A 22,057-nucleotide genomic window follows, 5' to 3' on the forward strand; every position below is an offset into this window, starting at 1 on the left:
GTTTTTTAAAGGGCGATGAAACTATCGGGCGTTGATTACCCTTTCAGGGCAACTCCTAATAGCTCATCTAAAATTACTAAAGCGTTGATTTACAGTAGTGCTAAAACGTTTAACCAAACAATGCAATATACACTGTATCAACAAACTTTTGCAATTATATTTAATGAGAACCTAAATTTTTTGCAGCAATAAACTTACCATTTCAAATTAACAGTTACCCCATCCGGGCTGTTGGCAAAACCCAGGTAAAGCGTATTTGATGATTTATCCCATGATGTTTTAACATCGGTAACTGCCTGGCCCCTGCTATCGGTAACTAAAGTTTCCTTTGGCTCGCCGGGAAGCAACACGCGTACACTATTCAGCGTTTTTATAGGGCTTTTTGCCACAAAGGAATAGCTTGAGCCGGTCACATTTTCGCTATATATCCTTGATGCTGATGTTAAAACCTGGGGTAGTTTTTTATTGGGCACACGGCTTAGGTTATACAGCAAAGCCTGCTCGCCGGGGTTAATAATCTTTTCGGCCAGTACAGGTAATTGAGGATCAAAAAGATCAATAACTGGGCCTTTTATAGTCAATGGCTTGCTATCGGCGTTTTCATCTAACACCGATGCAATATCATAAGGACCACGTTCCAGATATAAACTATTTTTAAAAACCAGGTTGCCAGCATGGGCATCTTTTTCATAAGCCTGTTTTACAACGTTGATGTAATCACTGTCTTTATCAGCGGATAAAACATATTCTTTGGGGTTTTGCCTTAAAACATATACAGCCCCTTTGCCCACTTTAAATTGCCCGTCATTGCCGGTTGGGGTTACACCAAGCAGTTTAAATAAATGTTGAGATGGCGCGCTGAATTTATTGCCTTTGGTATTCCACCATTCCATCACAGATTGATAGGGATCATCATCGCGACCGCAATAAATTAAAGCTCCCCCCTGTTTTACCCAGGCCGCTAATTGCACATGCACATCTGCCGAAACAGGCTTCATATTGGAGTAACTCAGCACCAAAACTTTTATATTTTTTAACGATGCCGCGTAACCCAGGTTTTCCATATGCACGGTTTGCACCGGTACCCCACGCTTTAGCAGGGGCAGGGTTTGCCCATAAAAATTGGAGAACTGCGGATCTTGGAACCCGTTATGGGTAGGGAAACGCTGAAACATGAGCGTATTGCTCATCAATACGCCTATACCATTTACGCCGGTTACCTTGTTAACCGATGCAGGCATGCTATTCAAGGCATTCACCATGATCTGCATTTGGGTAGAGTAATATTGCGGAATCAGCACCTTTTCATTACTCCCAGCCACTTTATAGGGATGGGTGTAAATGCGCTCGGGCCATGGCATCACTTCATAATCAGATACAGTTGGATACAATAATTTAGCGGTAAATGTAGCCTGGTAATTGCGCTTGTAATCGCTCCAGTCGCGCTGCCGGTCTTCAATCGGATCGGTCAAAAAAAACATTTTGCGACCCGTTGGCGCCGTCATAGATACCATTGAACCGTACTCCAGGTAGGCGTTTTCAAATACGCGCTCCTTTTGCAAACCGTTAAAATAAGTTGGTTCGCGCGAGGTACCGGTCCACACCTGCGCTATGTAGCCGTCAATACCGGGCAGCGAGGCCAGGCTGGCTTCGGGGCTCACAATCTGCCATGACGAATAATTGACCAGCGAATGTGTAGCAATAAATACTTTTATGTTTAAACCCTTGCTTTTGCCATAGGCCTTGGCGTATGATGAAACCTGCTTTATGGCATCGTAATACAAGTGATACTTTAATTTGCTTGATAAATAGGTATTCTCTGCCGATGCATCCTGCGGTTTCCATGGAAAGCCGTAATAGGTTTGCCATTGCGCTTTAAAGCCCGCGCTATAACCTGCGCGCGCCCAAAACTCGGGTTCCTCCAAAAATATATTGGTAATACCTACGTCAATCACCCTCTTGATCACGGCAGTTTTCATGTACTCAATGAATGAGGCATCGGGCACTACATAAGGCATATCCTTACCATGAAAAATGGTATCGCCTTTTTGTGTTACCTGCCCTACCCCCAGGTGATTTTTACCATCCCACTTACCCAAAAAGTAATCTTTGTAATCACCCCAGGCTATACCTGTCATAAAATTGGTTTGATAGCCGTGGTCGCGCCATGATTGTACACGTTGCTCAAACGTCATGCCCGGCCGGTCGTTAGTGCCATAAACAATGGCGATGTCGCTTCGCACGTCAATCTCGGGCATCCAGGGACTCCCTGTTTGGAAAGCTGTTTTTTCTTTTAGTGGTGATAAGGGCGTCGTTTTTTGCGCATAAGCGGCAACGGCTAAAACGATTAAGCAACTTGCAAGTAAAATGTTTTTCATAAGTGGTTTTAATGGTAAATAACGTTACCGGCATCAACAGGTAGCTTGCCGGCACACATAGATAGTAAATTATTACAACTGAATATAGCTTTATATCATTATAATTACAGAAATTCCATTCAACGCCCTTCGGCTAACTTTTGTAATACATATGGGGCTATAATAGCCTTTGTGCTTTGCACACTTGGATGGATGCCATCGGGCACATATTTAAGATAAGCGCCCTCCCCCTGGTTAAGAATTTGCTGCCAATGGGGATAGTGATCAATTAACAATATTTTCTTTTGCTTAGCTACCTCCCTGTACACCTGGTAATAGGCAAGTAGGTTTGGCCGGGCCTCGGCATGCTTGTTAATGGCGATATTCATCACCTGTAAAATCACTCCGCAGCCGGGATTATACAACCTAATCCTGTCAATCATATAGTTTAGGTTAAGCCGGGCCAATGCCACCGATGTTTTATAAGGTAAATAAGCGTCATTCATCCCAAACTCTATCAACACAGCATCGGGCTTTTTGCTAATCACACTATCATCCAGGTGCTGCACACCCCAACCCGACCACATGGCGCTTTTTGCCGCATTGATCACGGTTAAGTTGTTGCCATATTTTTTATTTAATCCAGCGTTCACCGAATCAACCCAGGCACGACCGCCCTCACCAGCCGTTAAACTGGTGCCATATACCACCAATGTTTGTTTTTTACCTGCACAAAGATTTTTAATGAGTTGGGTTTGGGCAAGGACTATGGATGGAATCAGGCCAATAATCAGTAAGGAGATTTTGAGGAATAATGCTTTCATGGTGATCTACATCAGCCCAAATATAATAAATTATGTATCTACATAATATGGATTATTTAAACACAGCGATGGTTAAATAATCCATACTATTTTCACGCAGTTTATTTTACTGTGGGGATGTATTGATAAACCACTTCATAGGGTTTACCTTTTAGTTTTGCTGACACCTGCCCTATTGCCAGGTTTTCTTTTTGCGGCGTAGGCTCGCAAAGCGAATAGATCTGCCCCTTGTAAACTATAGGGCTGCCAACTGGCTTATCAAACTGTACAGCCATAGTAATATGTGTGGGGTACAAAAGCGCTATCATGGGCAAATTGTAAATTTCTTTAACCAGGTAAAAAAACAAAGCGGCCCTGTCATCACAATCGCTATATTTTTCAAACAACGTTTCTTCGGGCGACAGCCGTTTTTCTTTCCCGAAGTTTTCCTCATCGGTTTCATATAAAAAAGCATAGCGTGTAAACCGCATTAAATAATCCACACCTTTCTTTTCATTCATCCCCTTCATGTTTTTTTTCAACATCGGGATCAGCGAACCATAGGTTTCTTTGCTTAGCGGAATATTAAAATACGATCCAAAATCAACCACCGGGTAGTTTTTAAAAATGGCCTCTACCTCTCTGTTCAGTTTTATATTAAAATAATACACTTTGTGGCGGTAGGTAAACTGCAATTCTTTTTCAAAGTAATCTTCGGGTTTAAAGTCGGGCATCTTTTCTACATTGTATGAAAAAGCATTTACGGCTTCCGGAATATCTACGTTTACAGGAATGGGCGGATCCTGGTGTAGATCGGCATGGGCATAATCATGATAATTTAAGCATACGTACCTCTTGTTATCCACATCAAAAAACGGAATGTCTTCTACCTTTTCATCATTAAACACATAAAATATCACCTTATTGGAAGTTAAAGCCAGCCGCGCATCATATCCCGACTTAGCCAGCAAAAACCACTTATACAATGTATACCTGCTATAATTAACTTCCTTAGGACTAATTTGCTGGGCCACCTTCCGGATAAGCTGGTAGTAAAGCCAATCGTTTAAATTACTCCTTTGCTTATAGGCGGTTAATGAATCCATTAAGGGTTTATAATTACCGGCATTTACTTCGGCATAAAAGGCTTTTACCAACTGTGGTGTTAATTGTACAGGAACCTTAACCAACACGTTGCTATCAATTCCACAATTAAAAGTTCCCTGGTAAAACTCAAAGCACAGCCGTTGATCTTTGCCCTGGCCATAAACTGTTGTCAGTGTAAAGATCAGCAACAATGTATACAATACATTCACGTGCCTGATCATGGAAATTTATAATTGGATATATTAAAGCTACTGATAATAAATACCTTTTGCATATTATCTTTTAGCATTAAAAACACATTCAATTAACAATAACTTAACAACCGGGGATTATTACAACCGACTTTTGATTAAAACACAAATCCCCCGGACTTTCATCCGGGGGATTTGTGTTTAATGATAGTAACAAAGTTTGGTTCAAATACCTTAAACTTATTTGCTTGCACTCCAGCCGTCACTCCAGCCATTACCGCCGGCGTTTTTTGAACCTTTTACAAGTGCATCATATTTTGCAGCCTGTTTTGGTGTTAAAACACCCTTGATCTTTTTTATGGTAGCAGTACGCAACGGCTCAATAGCAACCACCATTTTGGCGTTATCACCTTTATTAGCTTCTTTTATCTTTTCAAATTTTTCTGATGACTCCTGGTAAATGGCAGCAACTTTTTTGCATTGAGGATCAGTAAGTTTTAATTTTTTTTGTAGTTCCATCGCTTTTTCTTCTGGCTTGGTTGCAGCCATTTTTTGCGCGAAACTTGCTGTTGTTAACCCAATTAACATGCAGCATAGTAATAATAGTTTTTTCATCGTCTAAGTTTATTTTACTATAAATGTAGCTGATTTTAATTAGATATTAAAGAATGTTTGTATTCAACTTTAAATACAGCCAACACTTACTTCATTTTCGCTGTCATAGGCATACAAAGCGACATATCCTTCTTATCGATAAACGTTAATTTAGCAAGCTGATTTACTTTAAATTGATCTACCCCTTCGGTGATGTGTAAAAACTGATTGGGTAATACATTTTTAAAATATTGAACGGTGCCACTTCCGGCCCATTTTATTTCAATTTCATCAATTATTTTGGCTTGCCCTATTCCCATTTCCTGCCTTAACGGAGATGCACCAAAACTGCCTCCTGAATTTACATCTTTATACACGCTTCTTTTAACGCCGTTTTCTGTAAAGGTTAGTTTAATATGGCTCCCGATGGCAGCTTTATTGGCTTTTACCCCATCCAGCTTTAAACTTATCCAATTATTATCATTGGTTTCGGGATTAAGGTATAAAGAACTGGTGTACGAATCGCCGATATAGGCTCCTCCCATTTCGGCAAAAATATCCTGCCTGCCGGTGTTTCTCAAATCGGCAAATGCAATACCGTGTCCTTTCTGCAAATTACCCAGGCGAGACGATGTGGTGATATCAACAAACTTTTTACCGCCAACATTCTTAAACATCTTGTTAGGCACCAACGACCTGAAATCGGGATTACCCGTTCCAAAATACATATCCAGGTAGCCATCGTTGTCAATATCGCCAAAGTTGCCCCCCATACTGTACACTACTTTATCTAATCCCGCCTCTTTGGTTACATTAGTAAAAGTACCATCCTGGTTGTTTTTGTATAAGAATACATTACCCGCATTTGCAACAGGGCGGCCCAATGCCTGGGATGCACTATAGTATCCCAGGGAGCGCTCAAACTGATAATCGCTTACAATAATATCCTGCCAGCCATCATTGTTATAATCATAAAACCAGGTTGTAAATGTTCGTTCCTTATTGCTGCCAATTCCAGCTTTGTCGGTAACATCTTCAAAATCGACACCACCGCCCTTTATACCTTTATTTTTGAGCAGATACTTATTACCGGTCATGGTCGAAATAAATATATCAGGGTAACCATCATTATTATAATCGGCAGAGGTAACACCCTTTACAAATGATACAATATCGCAATGGGCCGTTTTTGTAACATTGGTAAATGTGCCGTTGTGGTTATTAATATACAATGCACAGGTAGATGAATTGGCATCAAGTACCTGGGTTGAGGTTTCGGTACCAACAAAAACATCAAGCCAGCCGTCATTATTAAAATCGGCCCAGGTGGCTGTTTGGGTTGGATGGAAGAAAAGCAAGCCGCTTGGTATAGTAACGTCTGTAAAAGTACCATCGCCATTATTGCGTAACAGCGAGCTTGGCTGATTTCCAAAACCCCTGGTAAGCCAGGCTCCCCTTAACACAAAAAGATCTATGTTACCATCATTATTGAAGTCTGTTTGTTGAATATTTAATCCGCCTGTTATACCGGTTAAGCCGCTTTGTTCGGTACGATCTGTAAATGTACCATCCTTGTTGTTCTGAAAGTAATGCATAGGGTCGCTCAAATCCCATCCGGATGTGATGATATCCAGGTATCCATCATTATTAAAATCATCAATAGCAACGCCACCGGCCCGGCCATTAACATTAATACCAAGGCTTGCAGCAATATCTTTAAATGGTTTTACGCCTGCAACACTATCGGCATTTAAGCCGGGGATCAACAAATTTTTGGGCACCTTTACCGGGTATTCGCCCAAAGTCATATAGGCAATATTAATCAGCCATTTTGATTCCAGGTCATCCGGGTGAATCTTTAAAATAGTTTTGTAGGTTTCAATGGCTTTTCTGGAGCCAGTCTGGATTTTATGAACCCCATCATTTTTAATAGGGAAAATGCAGGAAGAACCGGTATGGTTAAGCATACAGTTGCTGCGCTCGCCGAGGCGCATATAAGCGATGCCTGATTCAGAAAAAACAGCATCTGTTGGCATGAAATCCAGCTTGCTCAATATATTTTCGTAAATATCAACAGCTTGCTCTTCCTTCCCTTTCATCAGCAGAAGCGAGGCCTTTGAAGCCCATAAATATGAATCCTGGTTATTAATCCCTATTTTGAGTACAGAATCACAATACTCAATTTTACGTTCGGGGTTAAATGGATTTAAAATAGTATTATTCTTTTGGTTAATTGCTTTTAGTAATTGTATCATCTCTTCATGCGAAGAGGTTTGACTGGATGCTATTATGGTGAAGCCAAGCGCTACAACGAGCACTGAAGCCAATATTATTTTAAATTTCATTTGATTGTCTTTTTGCCGCTACAGGTAAACCTGCAGGGAATTATGCCACTTTAGTTTTGATAAATAAATTTGTATTTAAACCTGCCGAAGCCTGATGCCCTGAAAAACAAAGCATCATAACAAATTAAAGCTGATTAAAGGGATGCCTGATTATTAAGCGAATGATTCAATTTATTTGCAGTTGCCCAACCGGGATACAAAAAACTGCAGATAAACACATTCAACAATACCTACCAGGTATGCCTTTAGTGGTCTAAATAAGGAGAGAATTAGCAGGAAACTTTAGGTGGTTGCTCAGGAATGTCCTGATGATAATGAACTAAACGCTGTACAGGCTGTACCACGTTCTTTTGCAATTTTTTTATGGGGCAATTAAACTCAAATTGTACAAAGGATAAGCTAAGGTTATCCATCATTACTATTTTGCCATACGGAACATGATCTTTTTGAGATACCGGTATATCCTTAACCTTTTTGGCATTAAGTACATTATTATCAACCGGGCGGGTAGTTTCGTAATTAGGAATGCACATGAGGTGAATGGCAGTCCGGGTAATTTTCATTTTTACATAGTTGTAACTGTTATTACCAAACTGGATCTGACCGGCTATGTTCTCAAAGTTTTTCCAGTCATGAATATTCGGCAAATTAACAGGAATGGCTATTTCTGTAAGATCTTTAATATTATACAACCCTTTACTTATCTGATGATTGTAGTATTTATCGGTTTTATAAACCAAATACTGGTGCACTGCCAACTGACCTCCTATATTTAGGAAGTGAATATTAAGTAACAGCAATGCAATAAACTTCTTCAAGTTGGGCTTTTAGGTATTGATTTATAAATATGAGGTTTATTATTTATAAATCAAAATAAGTTCAGCTATAAATATTGCATTGTAACATAGCCTGTAAGTTGAAATGGGGCAGGGAAATCGCTTTTAAAAATCCATGAATATTTTTTGGCTAAAGCCTTAACTGATTTCCGCCAATTTAACCGTTGGCTAAAGCCCAACGGCAATGATTAAGGACCGATCCTATTTAAAGTAGCGAAAGGTTCATTGCCGCCCCATTTATGGGACGGCAGAAAAGGAACAAAAAGGGACTTTAGCCAAAATTTTCCATACAGATATTTAAAACGCGATTTCTGTATTGAAACGGGCCGATGCTTGGCCCGTGTATTATTTATTTACAAAATATCTGATGCCAAACGGAGCGCCTTGCTTTATTACCTAAAATCAATCATCATCGCTATCCTTACCTGCCAGTTTTGCGGGGTAAGCTTTTTTACCTTTAGTAGCTGCATACCATAATATCCGGTTCAATACATCATCGTTTCCTCCATCAATATGATCATACTCGGGCAATGATGATAGCTTGGCGAAATGCAGGGCCGCACCCTTTAAAGAGGCTAGTTTTGGATTAATAGTGTTAATAGGAATTTTATTTTTCAAACTTTTATAAGTGTAGTCCGCCGGCTTGCTTGTAAAGCAATCAAACATAGGTAAAGCTGTAGCATCTATAATATTCATCGGTGGTAAGCCTAAAATTTGCTCAATAGAGCGCACTATGCAGGTTTGGTTGTAGTTTTTAGATACCTTGCCCTGCAAACGACTATAAGGACTTATCACAAAACCAGTGGTACGATATGCCGATACGTGATCCCAGCCAGCCTGGGAATCATCCTCAGTAACAAAAATTACTGTATTTTTCCAAAACCTGCTTTTTGATACCGCTTCCACAATCCGGCCAAGCGCCAGGTCATTGTCGGCTACCATAGCTTCGGGCGTTGGCATGCCCGGCCTTGTACCAACCGTATGATCTGACGACAGGGCGATAACCATTAAATTAGGTAATTGATCGCCGGGCTGTTTTTCATAATCATTAATTTCTTTAATAAAAGTTGATGCCCTTAACTGCTCATTGATCCGGTGCTCATCAGATCCCGGAAAATTTTGCGACAACATGGGCCTTACCCGCGATATGGTGCTGGTATTGGTAAATTTAAAAGGTTTACCAGCCATGTAATCGTTGTAAATATCCGTCCAGGTGAGTTTATTATCAAAATGCGGCTGGCAGGCCTCTCCATATATTCTCACCGTTTTTCCATGGTCGGCAGCGTTGTTCCATATAAAGCCATTGCCATCATAAACCAATGCATCCTCCTGCACGTGCGGGTAACTTCTGAACCATGAACGAACGCTTTTTTCAACATAGTCGGTAACCATGGCGGCATCCGTCCACTGGTGCCCCTCGGCCGAGCATTTGCCCGATGCATAATAATTATCGAGCAGTAAAAAATTGCGTGCAATGTTGTGCTGGTTTGGTGTAATGCTATCGCCATAAATACAAAGCGATTTCCTCCCGTTACCTTCTGGCATATCACCTAAAACCTGGTCGTAAGTACGGTTCTCTTTGATGATGTATAATACATGTTTAAAAACAGATGGCTCGCCAATACGTTCCGGAATGGGGCGCGGTGCAATATTTTTACGCGGCAGCAGCTGTGCAATTTCCTGCCTAAAGCTTAAGCTAAGATCTTTTACCTTTTTTGTGTATTGCTGCAGCTGCTTATCATCGGGTAAAGGAATTATAGATACCGTTGCCTTTTGATGGTGGGAATTATAAGTAGCCTCCGGGTTATTGCCTACTTCAGCATCAATGCCTGCTTTATTTATTTCTTTACTGCTTACGCGTGCGCCCTCGCCTTCCAGGTTGGTAACAAACAAAGTATGATCGCTTATTGCAAGGCCGCCCGGATAAGCTTCTGTAGGAATAAATCCCCTTACCTCGCTATTTGCAGCACCCTTACCCGATGCCTTTGAACCCAGCTTTACTACAGCGACTGCATTATCAAGTCCATTGGCTACATACAAAGTGGTTCCTGATTGGTCAATTGCCAATGCATTAGGAGTATCGCCTATATAACTCTTTTTGCCGGGATTCAGTTTTACACCAATCGACTCCACATTTTGAAGCGAAACGGTAGATATAACCGAAACCATATCGCTATTGCCATTGGCGATATAAACAAAAGCTTCATCGGCACTGCTAATAATGGCATTGGGGTGCAAACCAACTGGAATTTCTTTGATAACCTCGCCTTTAGCAAGGCCTATCACCATAACAGTGCCCAGCGCTGTGGCGCCGGTTTTAGGATCGATATATGTTTTTCCATAAGGTACACCTGCGGTTTCACGAGTAAGGGTATCCACCGCTTCGGGGCCGGCCCAGTTGGTTACAAATGCCTTGTTTTTGGCAATTACAATTCCGTAAGGGGCAACACCTGTGGGCTTGGTCCATACCGTTTTACCGGTATTGAGGTCTATTTTTACCAGCTGGTTATTTCCGTTTAAAACCACGTACAGGTAGTTGGTTCCATTCTCATTATTAATGGCTACATCATTGGGTAAGGCAAGTGGCGATTCGCCTTCGGGCCTAAAATCAAAAGTATTTTTAATGCTGATGGTGGTACCATCAAACACTGCCTGGAAAACATACGACTTTGACTCTTTGCCTTTACCCGCCGCAGCGCTCCAGAATATTTGCGTTTGATTATTTAGCTTCAACACTTTTAAACCCGAATAGGTACTTGAAAGTCCTTTATACTGATTGCTTGCCTTGTATGTCCACCGGGTGATAACCTTGCCGGATACGGTATCTATTACAGCAATTCCATACCTGTCTTCAACAGCTATCCGGGCGCTGCCGGGAATAAGCCTTACATCCATGCTATGGTTTTCGTCCTCAGCATCGCCAAAAGATATCACTTTACCTGCGGGATCAACAATGCGGTTATATGGCATTAAAACGGGCAAAACATTTCGGCTTAGGGTACTATCATCATAAGCACTATGCATGTTTACCTCTTCATTATCAATAGCCGGGCGGCTTTTTGGCACCGAATGACATGCTGCCAAAACACCTATTATACAAAGCGTTATAGGATATAGTTTTAACGATCTTTTAATCATGATTTGTTGATAGTTGCAATTGATAAAAATATAGCATTAACATGTAAAACAGGTTACCAAATAGTAAATTAATAAACGGCGGGCTAATTGTCGTTATAAATTTTACAATGGCCTTTGTCATAAAATGCATTAATCATGTAAAATAGCCCATCATTATTTACCAATTTATCAATATCAATAAACTCGATTGATTTTACAACTTCTATAAGTTTTGTCTATATCGTGCAAGCTTTGGTATATTTAATCGTCCCTTTATATTGATTTAGTACTTTTGAGTTTATTATGATTAAAATGAAATCCCTCAAAAATCTAAAATATAAAACACCGATTTTTAAAAAAGACCAACCCGACGATACCTATAAATTTAAGCCACTGCCTGCTCTATCTGGCAAATACCCCTACCATTTGGTATTGAAAGATATTTTACCCCAGGTAAGTGATCAGCACATGGCATTCCACATGATTGGGGATACAGGAGGCGTTGGCAACCCGGCATTGCAGCAGTTAATAGCCAATACCATGGCCAGCCAATGTAATAAAGAAAGCAAACCGGATGACGGTCCGCAGTTTTTATATCATTTAGGAGATGTGGTTTACCATTACGGGGAAGCAGAACAATATGATAACCAATTCTTTCAATCCTTTGGCAACTACCCCGGTCCTATTTTCGCGATAGCCGGCAATCATGACAGCGATATCAATCCCTTAAGCACTCATCCCTACAAAAGTCTGGATGCCTTTACCAAAGTATTTTGTGATACTGTATCCCGGCCTGTTGCTTTCAGCAATCAAACCAAACGGAAAAGCATGGTACAGCCCAATATTTACTGGACCATGGAAACGCCCTTAGCTACCATAATTGGGCTATATAGTAACGTGCCTAAATTTGGGGTTATAACCGAAGAACAAAAAAACTGGTTTATTGAAGAGCTCCACTCTGCAAGCCCGGATAAAATGCTGATAGTTTGTATACACCATGCACCCTATTCGGCAGATATCAATCATGGCTCAAGCCTGCCGATGATCGCTTTTTTGGAGGATGCCTTTGAAACCGCAGGCAAAAAGCCTGATGTTGTCTTCAGCGGACATGTGCATAATTATCAAAGGTTTTGCAAAAATTATACTGATGGTAAAAGTGTATCCTTTGTGATAGCAGGTGCAGGTGGCTTTGATGAGTTGCACCCCGTAGCCACCACAGATGATGTTCGTTTTACAGCCGATATTCCGCAACTTGATGATGTTAAACTGATGAGCTACTATGATACAGGGCACGGCTTTCTGCAGATAGGCATCAATAAGGAAGAAGACGGCATATCACTTAACGGCAATTATTTTAGCATAAACCCCAATGAGGGAATTACATTGGTCGACTCCTTTACCATTAGCAAAAGCATCAGGCAAAAAAATCTTGAGGCTTACGCCTGAAGGCTTTGAACATTATTTGTGCCCCCTCACATTACAAAATGCCAAGCCGCGATAAGCAACCCGTATTAACAGATTACCTATCGCGGCTTATAGCAAAGGCTTATTATTTTATTTTCAAATCGCTCCCTGCTATATCTTCCCAGCGGTAATAATGAAAGGTTTTATCGTTACTCATTACTACAAAAATACCGTGTTTAAAGGTGTCGTTAAGCGGTATCGCTACAACATCCGATCCATCGCTTTGGCGTGCGGCAACATTTGCCACTTTTATTAAACGATGTTCAAAAGGATTGCTTTTGGTGCCCTCCCGGTTAAATACCTGGAAACGATTGGCTCCCTGATCTGACACCAAAATATATCCTGTAGTATCAGATAATTTGTAAATAGAGATCCCTTCATGATCGGCCAGGAAACCGCTTGTTCCAAATATGGCAAGCTGCTTGTTCCCTTTTTCAGGATCCGCATAATATTGCCTTACACCAACCTGCTCATCTGAGTAATAAATATAACCCAGCTCATTATCTACCGCGATAGATTCAATCTCCTTTTTACCGCTATACTCACCAAACTTACGTACAAGCTGCGCCTTCACATTACCGGTCCCATCATCGGTAAGTAAGTACTGCCAAATGTATCCCCCCTTTAGTGGGCCATTTTTACGACCTACAATAGCGTACATCTTACCATTTTTTGCTGTATAAATGGATATACCCATCAAATCGCGGTACTCGTTACCCGTTTCACCGGCAAATGCTTCAATGCCCCCGTTATCTACCGGTTTCAAATCTGGCAGAGAGTATATGCGGAGCTTATGGGTCATGCGTTCTGTAGTAATGGCAATATCCGTTGGCTTTCCATTTAACATTAAGCCGTAGGCGATATCCACGTTATTAGGGCGCTTAAGCCCTTTCACGGTTTTGTTAGCTAATATTTTGCCTTGCAGGTTAAAAACATAAAGCGCGCCATCACTATTTTTATCTGTGCCGATGATCAGGCTTTGAGCAGGATCATTGCGGTTAATCCAGATTGCCGGATCATCCGTATCAAATTCCACCGGATCTGTAACCACAACGGGCTTTATCTCCGCCGAATTTATGCCAGGTAAACTGAGATTGTTTTTATTGGCAGCAGTTTGCCCGCAGGCTGTATTAAAAAGCAATAAAGCTAATGGCGCTATATAGAAAATATTATATCTGTTCATTAAATTAAAATGCCAGTCGGTTGCCGCACAGCAACCGCCTGTAGTGAGTTGAATTATAAATTATTTTTATTTTGTGCCGAAAGCGCCTACAAAGCTTGATGGATCAGGAGATTTATAGGTTATACCATTTACAATGATACCTGCGGCATGGTGCCTGGTAAATGTAGTGATGCCCTTTGTTAACGCCGGCGAACCTGCTTTTAAATGAAAATCCCAGCTGGTATTAAAATCGGCATTGCTGGTTGATGTACTCAATGGATAGTTTACAAACTGCGGATCATTGGCGCCGGCAGTTTTGCCAATTACATCATTTACACCTGCCACAATATCGGCACTGGGCTGAAACTGATTAACCGTAGCCTGGTCAAACCCGTAATACCAGTTATTGCTGTATACAGATCGTTTATCCTCGGGCTTCTTGGTATCTCTTTTAACTCCAAAACGGGTATTGGCAAAAAGGTTGTTATATAAATCGGCACGTACGGTGCTTTCCAGCCAAACAGATCCACCTTTAGCGGTAGGTCTTCTCCAGCCGGTATTGATCATGGTATTATTATAAGCTATAATATACGCCTGGGGCACGCGGTCGCCGGTGTTTGATAGTTTAAAGGCATTGGTATTGGCACTGTATACCATGTTATAGGCCAAATCTGCCAAACATCCCGATTTAAAATTCATGGCCTCGCCACCGGTAACGCCTGTGGTGTAAAATAAGTTGTTGGCAAAAATCACTTTACCACCTTCTATATAGGTACAATCTTCATTAAAGTTCCTGATGATGCTATTTACTACTATAAGTTTTCCGTTAACGTTTGAGAACCATAATGCGGGCAAATTTTCGCCGCTTACCGCCTTGTACAAACCCTGTTTTACCGATGTTGAAGCATCAGAGGTTGTAGAGCCGCCATATTCCAATATAGTATTATCAAGCACCAGCTCGGCACAACTTGGGGCAGCAAGTATACCTCCCCATAGCCTGCCAAATTTTTTGGCGGTTGTTTTATAAGCATCGTTTACGGTAAATTTTACCGGATTTTCTGCCGTGCCATAGGAGTAAAGATTCCCTTTTACAATAATTTCTGGCTTGGCAACGGTATCCATCACTACCGTTACACCCTCTTCAATAGTTAATGATTTCCCTGCCGGGATAATAATATCGCCCTTGATCATCTGTGTACTTCCTTTTGCCCATACACCGGATACCTCACCAATAGCCGATCCATCAGCCGGCGTAGTATCAACATCAATATTTGCTTTTTGGCAACCTGCAAAAATCACAACCGATAATGCGAAACCTGCAAAAATTTGTTTTAAGTTCATTTTATATATTTTTAAATGATGATGTTTTTATAATTTATACCTGATACCTAACAGGTAACTTTGTTTATAATAGTCCTCGCGGATTAACGTTTGCCCGTTTGACACAAGCTTCTCCTGAATTTTAAGATTTTCGGGATTGGTGCCTTTGATGAACAGTTTGCTTGGTGTGTTAAGCAGGTTTCCCGCCTTTAAAAACACACTTAAACCACTTTTAAATCTTTTTTCGGCCGAGAAGTCCATCTGTATAAAGCCTTTCTGCCACAGGTCATTATTTAAAAACTGTGAAACTGTATTGATACGTGGCCCGGTATAAGCGCCGGCCAGCTGTGCATCCCAACCTTTTTTAGTATCCTTATAGAGTAAAGAAATATTAGCAATATGGGCAGACTGGCCATAAAGCGGGCGTGATTGCTCAACCGAAACGGCCTCTACATCACCTGTTGAACTGTTAATTACCCTTGAAGTTTTAGGCGTGGTAATGCGTGAGTGGGTATAGGTATAGTTGGCCTTGATACCGAATTTATTAAAGAATTTAATGTAATCAATCTCGGCACCATAGTTACGCGCGGTACCAAAATTACCCGGACTATAATAAATATCCTGCCCCCGGGTGGCATCTGCCTGGAAAGTGTATTCTATAGGATCTTTTATAGATTTATAAAAGCCACCTACCAATAACTGCTCAGATGCATCAGGGAACAGCTCATAGCGTAAATCAAAATTATCTGCTTTAGCACGTTTCAAATCCGGGTTACCGCGTTCCTGGTATTCTTCATTTACTACCTTGCTTGGTACAATTTCATAAAAGCCCGGGCGGTTAAGTGATTTGAAGTATGATGCATGCAGCTGGTCTTTATCGCCCAGTTTATATTTTAAAGTTAAACTTGGCAATACATCGGTATAAATCTGGCTTCCTTTAGGTTTTAGCTCACCAGCCGGAAACAATAGGTTATATGCCTGGTTAGTATGCTCAACCCGCGCACCGCCAATTACCTGTAAAGCATTAGCCGTAAATTTAAACATACCGTAACCAGCGCTTGTTTTCTCTGAAGCATCATAGGTTAATGGGTTATTTACAGCGCCTCCTGGATTTTGAACAGCCCACGCTACATCGGTGTAGTTTTGAAAGTCGGTACCATACAGTGCCGCCGTGTTAACCGGGTAAAGGGTGTAGTTATTAAAAAAACTGCTGCGTTGCTTATCTCTGTACAAGCCGCCTGCCGTAAAATCAACATTTACATTACCAACAGGTACTGTGTAGGTGATATCCAAATAACCAGATTTATCTTCATCGGTGTTGCGCTCCCAGCGGTGGGTGCTTTGATCAACCACGGTACGCCTGTCAACATTATTATCACGTACGCCACTTAGTGAAATAGTTGTATTATCGGGCACATCGTTTTTGGCTGATGAATAAACTGCAGACCATTGGATTTTTAATTTGTTATCAAATAGCTTATGATCGCCATGCAAAGTGCTATTGTATATTTGCTGCTCGGTTAAACGGGTACGGGTGGAGTAACCTAATTCCGCATCACCTGCCGAAGGATTATAACCGGTAGAGTAATTGGTAGATACCGCGTCCCGCGTTTGGATGTTATCCAGCTTTACGTATACGTTATACAAACTCAGTTTATTGTTTTTATCAAACATGTAATCAACCTTACCGTGTAAGCCATAACGCTTTTGCTGTTCTGAAAATTGACGCTTACTTTGACCCGTGATTACCGCATATTGATCGGTACTGTTTACTGCCGAACTATAAAAGGTACTGTTACTACCCCTGTAGGTATTTTGGTAGCTGCCCGCCAAAATAACGCCAAGCTTATCATTGAAAAATCGCTGCCCTATTGACAAACTTCCTACCAGGTTTGGAGCGGGCTTCTTTGAATCATAGTTTAATGTGCCTTTAGGAAAATCGGTTTGGGTTGCCTGGAAATTTTTGCCCCCAATTTCATAAGGCGACTTGTGGTTTATGGCCGATGATTGGTAACCGAGGAAATTACGGTCGAAAAACAACTGGTTGTACCCGCCTGCTAAATTGGCATTCACCAGGAAACGGCTTGGTGCATCTTTCATTACCATGTTAACTACCCCACCAACGGCATCGCCTTCCAGGTTGGGGGTAAGGGTTTTGTATATTTCAAGCCTTTCCAATAAGTCGGCAGGAAATATATCAAGCGGAACATAGCGGTATTGATTATCGGGACTTGGGATTTTAACTCCATTTACCAGGGTGTAATTGTACCGTTTATCCATACCTCTTAAAATAGCATACTGCGCGTCACCATTGCTGTTACGCTCTACCGAAACTCCGGATACACGTTGAATAACGTTGGCCACCGTCAAATCGGGTGACGCCTCAATGGCCCGGCCCGATACTATATTCATCACCTGCACAGATTGCTGCTCAATACGGCGGGCCTCATGCTCGGCCGATCCATCTTTTTTTGATGTTATGGAAACTTCCTGTAAATCCTTTCCGTTTGCCTGCATGTAAATTTTCACATGCGGGTTATCTTCCTTTTTTATATCAAGTTCCTTAACAACCGTTTTATAGGATATAAAAGAAACACGAAGAGAAAATGAACCGGCAGAAACACCCTTGAGTTCAAAAGAACCATCGAGCCCTGTTGAGGTTACTTTATTGGCCTGATCAAGAATAACAGTTGCGCCAACAAGTGGCTCACCCGTGCTTTGGTCATAAACATGACCTTTTAATGTAGTAGCGCTTGCGGCAGTTGCGCAAAACACAAAAACCAATAATAGCTGTATAAGTTTATTCATTTTAAAATTCGTTTGTTCAACAATGTTTACTCGTTTTTTTGTGGTGCAAAGGTGTACCAGCAGCACACTACAACTGAAATTTACACTGTTACAAAAAGTATACACCGTTACATATGCCATATACAACATAGCAACACAAAGGCATAAGTAATTAACAGTCAAACATTTACGTCATTAACAAAACGCCATTATCATTTAGTTACCGTTACATTAAGATAATGTTAAGTGATTTATGGGTTAAACTGCACCCTTTGAGCATAAATGGTAATAGTTTTAAAGCGTTTGGATAAACGCGGATAGGTTATCGCCCTGGTTAAGGCTAAGTTTTTTACGCAGGCGGTAGCGGGACACCCGCAGGCTATCCATAGATATTCCTAACAGGGTTGAGATATCCTTAGAGTCGAGGTTGATTTTAAGCAGTGCGATCAGCCGCATATCTGCCGAGGTAAGTTCATTACTATGTTTCTTCAGATCTTCAAAAAACCGCTGGTGTACCTGCTCAAACACGGCAGTAAACTCTTTCCAGTGCTGTTCGTGGTTAAAGCTTTGATTTATCTGGTGAATGATCTGCTGCATCTGTTTCTTCTGATCGCGTTTATCCTCCTTAACCATTTCCTGGAGGGTATTACGCAGGCTCTCCAACAGCTGATTATTTTTTATCAGGTTTAAAGTATGGTTGGATAATTCTTTGCTTTTTAGCTCCAACTGCTGCTTTAACGTTTCTTCCTGCAGCTGTTTGTTTTTTAGCTCCAGGTTCATCAGTTCATGCTGGGTTGCAAAAATCGATTCCTTTTGGGCCGCAAGTACGCGTTGATCTTTAATTTTTAAACGTTGCCTGCTAAAAATAACCAGGCCCAAAACAACCAGTAAAACAACCACAATTATTTCGGCAATGGTAATTACCTGGTTGGTTTTACGGATGCTGTTTAACCTTGATATTTCATCGCTTTTTTTATTTATATCATAAAGCACCTGCAAAAAGGCTGTTTGGTTCACCCCTTCTTTTGAATAAACCTCCAACGAATATTTACGGCTAAGCTCAATATAATGGTAGGCACTATCCAGCCGGTTCAATAGTTTGTAAGCCTTGCCCAGATCCCGGCAGGCGGCCGCAAGCTGATAGGTATTACTGGTTTGCTGCGCAAGGCTTAATGCTTTGTATGATAGTTTTAAGCTTTCTTCATACTTGCCGGTTTTACGTAATATATCGCCAAGGTTATTAACAACCTCAATGCTGCCTATTTCGTTATTAACCTGCTGGTAAAGCAGCAATGATCTGTTGAAACAATTATAAGCAGAATCATACCCGGCCTGATCTTCATAAATGCTGCCTAAGTTTTCATAGATCTTTGCTGCCCCTTGTTTAAAGTTGATTTTTTGATACTTATTTAAAGCAAGGTTTTGGTAATAAAAAGCGCTGTCATACTGCTGATGCTTTTCGTAAAGATGACCGATATTTCCAAAAACATCGGCCTCTCCCTTTAAATTTCCGTCCTGTTTATATATGGATAGCGCTTTATCATATAATGCCCGCGATTTCCTGATCTCCTTGTTATAATAATACAATATGCCCATCTGGCTCAAATTGGCGGCCAATAGTTCCTTATTGTTTGATGTCTCAAATATCTTATCAGCCCGTAAATAAAAATCAAGCGCCTGTGCATAATGTCCCTGGTTAAAGCAAATTATCCCCATTTGCTGCAAACAGATCCCGGTTGTTAAAACATCATTACCCTCGGTAGCTGCAGCATATACCTTCTTCAAAATATTGAGCGCAGAATCTGGGTGATTTTGACTTATTGCCATTGTATTGGATAATCGCTTATCCTGGGCATGAAGGCCTGCTGGCAAAATTATCGTAAGCAGGCACAAGCAATTCATAACGAAATACCTTATAACCTGCCTGCCCGTACTTATCATTTTTTATATCCCGCTAATTTTTAATACAGCCTCAAAATACTAAAGCTTTTCCAAAACAAAGTAAAGTAATCAGTATGATGATAATGTTAACAGGCATTTTACATGAATGCAATACCAGGCACATTGAATACAAGCCTTTTAATTGATCAAAAAGACGTTAATTTTATATAGGATTTCAGTTAAAAAGTATGGCGGGATATTTTGAATGGTGTGCCCGGATGTAAGAGGCTGTTTAAAAATAAATAAACCGACCGTCATTGCGAGGTACGAAGCAATCTCTACATAGGCAGATCGACCTTATGAGCCCCTCTGTACAGCTTAGAGATTGCTTCGTACCTCGCAATGACGCGTGGATATGTGCTTCATTAGAAGTATAAAAAAATTAATAAATTATTTTTAGACAGCCCCTTATAAATTGCAAATGGAAGCGATAAATAAAATGGATAGCGAATTGGGCGGAGCATCCTGGGAGCAGGGTAACCCGCCAACCTACTGGCTTACCCGGTTTGTGATTCTTCGTTTGTTAGGTGCAGTCTACGTTGTAGCTTTCCTGGTGGCAATTAATCAGATTGTTCCTTTAATCGGGTCTAATGGGTTACTGCCGGTTGGTATTTACTTAAAACAGGTGAGCGCCGCTCTTGGTTCTGCCCAGGCCGGTTTTCTGCGGTTGCCTTCAATCTTTTGGCTTTGGCATTCAGATTCGGCACTTTTAATTGCCGCCTGGCTTGGGTTGATACTTTCCTGCATAGTAATGGCAGGTTATGCAAATGCGCCGTTGCTTGCTGTACTCTGGTTTCTGTACATGTCTTTCGTTCATGCAGGGCAGGATTGGTATGGATACGGCTGGGAAATCCAACTCTGCGAAACTGGATTTATAGCCATCTTCCTATGCCCGCTACTGGATCCGCGGCCTTTTCCACGATACCCGCCGCCTATGCCCATTATCGTTTTGTTCCGATGGCTTATCTGCCGTATCATGCTTGGTTCCGGGTTGATAAAGTTTCGCGGCGATAAAGTATGGCGCAATGGCACTGCCTTATATTATCACTTCGAAACACAACCCATCCCCGGTCCGTTGAGCCGATGGCTTCATTTTATGCCGCATATCATGCTTAAAATTGGTGTATGGTTCAATTGGCTGGCCGAGCTTGCAGCACCCTGGTTTGTATTTGGGCCGCGTCTTGTGCGGCACATTGCCGGAGTTATCATCGTGTTATTCCAGTTCACCATTATTCTCAGTGGCAACCTTTCGTTTTTAAACTGGCTTACCATCATCCCTGCCTTAGCCTGTTTCGATGATGGTTTCTGGTCGGGAGTTCTTCCCCGCGCGCTGGTTCGTAAAGCTGAGGCCGCTGCCGGTCGCGCCGAAGAATCTCAACCTATGCAAATCACCGCCTGGGTTATTGCCGGCCTTATTGCCATCCTGAGCATTCAGCCAGCCCTTAACATACTGTCCCCGGCGCAAATCATGAACACCTCCTATGATCCTCTTGACCTTGTGAATACTTATGGCGCATTTGGAAGTGTTGGACGAGAGCGTTTGAATGTAATATTTGAAGGAACAATGGATGAGACGCCCGACGACAAAGCCAATTGGAAACCCTATATATACAAAGGACTGCCTGTATTGCTCAACAAACAACCGCCACAAATAGCGCCCTACCAGTTGCGTTTAGACTGGCAAATGTGGTTTGCTGCAATGTCATCTCCCGAGGAATACCCCTGGACGCTGAACCTGATGTGGAAACTGCTTCACAATGATCCCGGTGCTGTAAATTTATTTGCCGGCAATCCCTTTCCCAACCAGCCACCGCGATATATCCGGGCAGTGTTGTACCGTTACAAGTTTGCCAAACCAGGCAATCCACAAGGCCTTTGGTGGAATCGCGAACAAATCAATATCTGGATTCAACCTACTTCGGCAAAAGATCCGCGCCTGGTTAAATTCTTAAAAAGTGAAGGTTGGATACCTTAATCTGGTTAAACTCAAATAAACAAAATGCAGAGTTCACCCGAATCTCCTAATTCAGCGA

13 protein-coding genes are annotated in these 22,057 nt (G+C 41.5%); 2 read left to right on the top strand and 11 right to left on the bottom strand.

All coding sequences use genetic code 11. The annotated features are described in order from the left end of the window. Positions 1–194: 194 nt before the first annotated feature. The 7 genes from AC1DYB_RS09675 to AC1DYB_RS09705 form a co-directional block, all read right to left on the bottom strand. Positions 195–2,378, bottom strand: a complete 2,184-nt coding sequence (locus tag AC1DYB_RS09675; RefSeq protein ID WP_477434430.1) for a hypothetical protein — start codon at positions 2,376–2,378, stop codon at positions 195–197. Positions 2,379–2,497: 119 nt separating this feature from the next. Beyond that, positions 2,498–3,181 carry an SGNH/GDSL hydrolase family protein gene (locus AC1DYB_RS09680; RefSeq protein WP_477434432.1) on the bottom strand — a complete coding sequence of 228 codons (684 nt, stop codon included), beginning with the start codon at positions 3,179–3,181 and terminating at the stop codon, positions 2,498–2,500. A 101-nt stretch (positions 3,182–3,282) separates the two neighbouring features. Beyond that, positions 3,283–4,488, bottom strand: a complete 1,206-nt coding sequence (locus AC1DYB_RS09685) for a hypothetical protein (protein ID WP_477434434.1) — start codon at positions 4,486–4,488, stop codon at positions 3,283–3,285. A gap of 210 nt (positions 4,489–4,698) precedes the next feature. Then, entirely contained in the window at positions 4,699–5,073 is a 375-nt protein-coding gene (locus AC1DYB_RS09690) for a hypothetical protein (RefSeq protein WP_295714678.1), read from the bottom strand. Positions 5,074–5,159: 86 nt separating this feature from the next. Next, positions 5,160–7,397 carry a CRTAC1 family protein gene (locus AC1DYB_RS09695; protein WP_477397804.1) on the bottom strand — a complete coding sequence of 746 codons (2,238 nt, stop codon included), beginning with the start codon at positions 7,395–7,397 and terminating at the stop codon, positions 5,160–5,162. Positions 7,398–7,666: 269 nt separating this feature from the next. Beyond that, positions 7,667–8,215 carry a hypothetical protein gene (locus AC1DYB_RS09700; RefSeq protein WP_477397802.1) on the bottom strand — a complete coding sequence of 183 codons (549 nt, stop codon included), beginning with the start codon at positions 8,213–8,215 and terminating at the stop codon, positions 7,667–7,669. Between the two features lie 420 nt (positions 8,216–8,635). Beyond that, a complete protein-coding gene (locus AC1DYB_RS09705) occupies positions 8,636–11,371 on the bottom strand; it encodes a bifunctional YncE family protein/alkaline phosphatase family protein (RefSeq protein WP_477434436.1) in 2,736 nt (911 codons plus the stop codon). Positions 11,372–11,662: 291 nt separating this feature from the next. Here AC1DYB_RS09705 and AC1DYB_RS09710 point away from each other — a divergent pair, with 291 nt between their 5' ends. Further along, positions 11,663–12,796, top strand: coding sequence for a metallophosphoesterase family protein (locus tag AC1DYB_RS09710; RefSeq protein WP_477434438.1), 1,134 nt, complete (start codon positions 11,663–11,665; stop codon positions 12,794–12,796). 103 nt (positions 12,797–12,899) lie between these two features. Here the strand turns inward: AC1DYB_RS09710 and AC1DYB_RS09715 are convergent, their stop codons facing one another. The 4 genes from AC1DYB_RS09715 to AC1DYB_RS09730 all read right to left on the bottom strand — a co-directional run bounded on the left by AC1DYB_RS09715 (position 12,900) and on the right by AC1DYB_RS09730 (position 19,910). Further along, the gene (locus tag AC1DYB_RS09715; RefSeq protein ID WP_477434440.1) at positions 12,900–13,997 is read right to left on the bottom strand and encodes a phytase; all 1,098 of its coding nucleotides are present in this window, start codon (positions 13,995–13,997) and stop codon (positions 12,900–12,902) included. 66 nt (positions 13,998–14,063) lie between these two features. Beyond that, a complete protein-coding gene (locus AC1DYB_RS09720; RefSeq protein WP_477434442.1) occupies positions 14,064–15,317 on the bottom strand; it encodes a right-handed parallel beta-helix repeat-containing protein in 1,254 nt (417 codons plus the stop codon). A gap of 27 nt (positions 15,318–15,344) precedes the next feature. Next, entirely contained in the window at positions 15,345–18,104 is a 2,760-nt protein-coding gene (locus AC1DYB_RS09725; RefSeq protein WP_477434444.1) for a TonB-dependent receptor, read from the bottom strand. 273 nt (positions 18,105–18,377) lie between these two features. Then, on the bottom strand, positions 18,378–19,910 hold the full coding sequence (locus AC1DYB_RS09730; protein ID WP_477434446.1) for a tetratricopeptide repeat protein: 1,533 nt from the start codon (positions 19,908–19,910) through the stop codon (positions 18,378–18,380). A gap of 535 nt (positions 19,911–20,445) precedes the next feature. Between AC1DYB_RS09730 and AC1DYB_RS09735 the strand changes: the two genes are divergently transcribed. Beyond that, positions 20,446–21,999: a lipase maturation factor family protein gene (locus AC1DYB_RS09735; RefSeq protein WP_477434448.1), complete on the top strand. Its 1,554-nt coding sequence runs from the start codon at positions 20,446–20,448 to the stop codon at positions 21,997–21,999. The last annotated feature ends 58 nt before the right edge of the window (positions 22,000–22,057 follow it).

It is taken from the genome of Mucilaginibacter sp. P2_A4 (assembly GCF_056405015.1).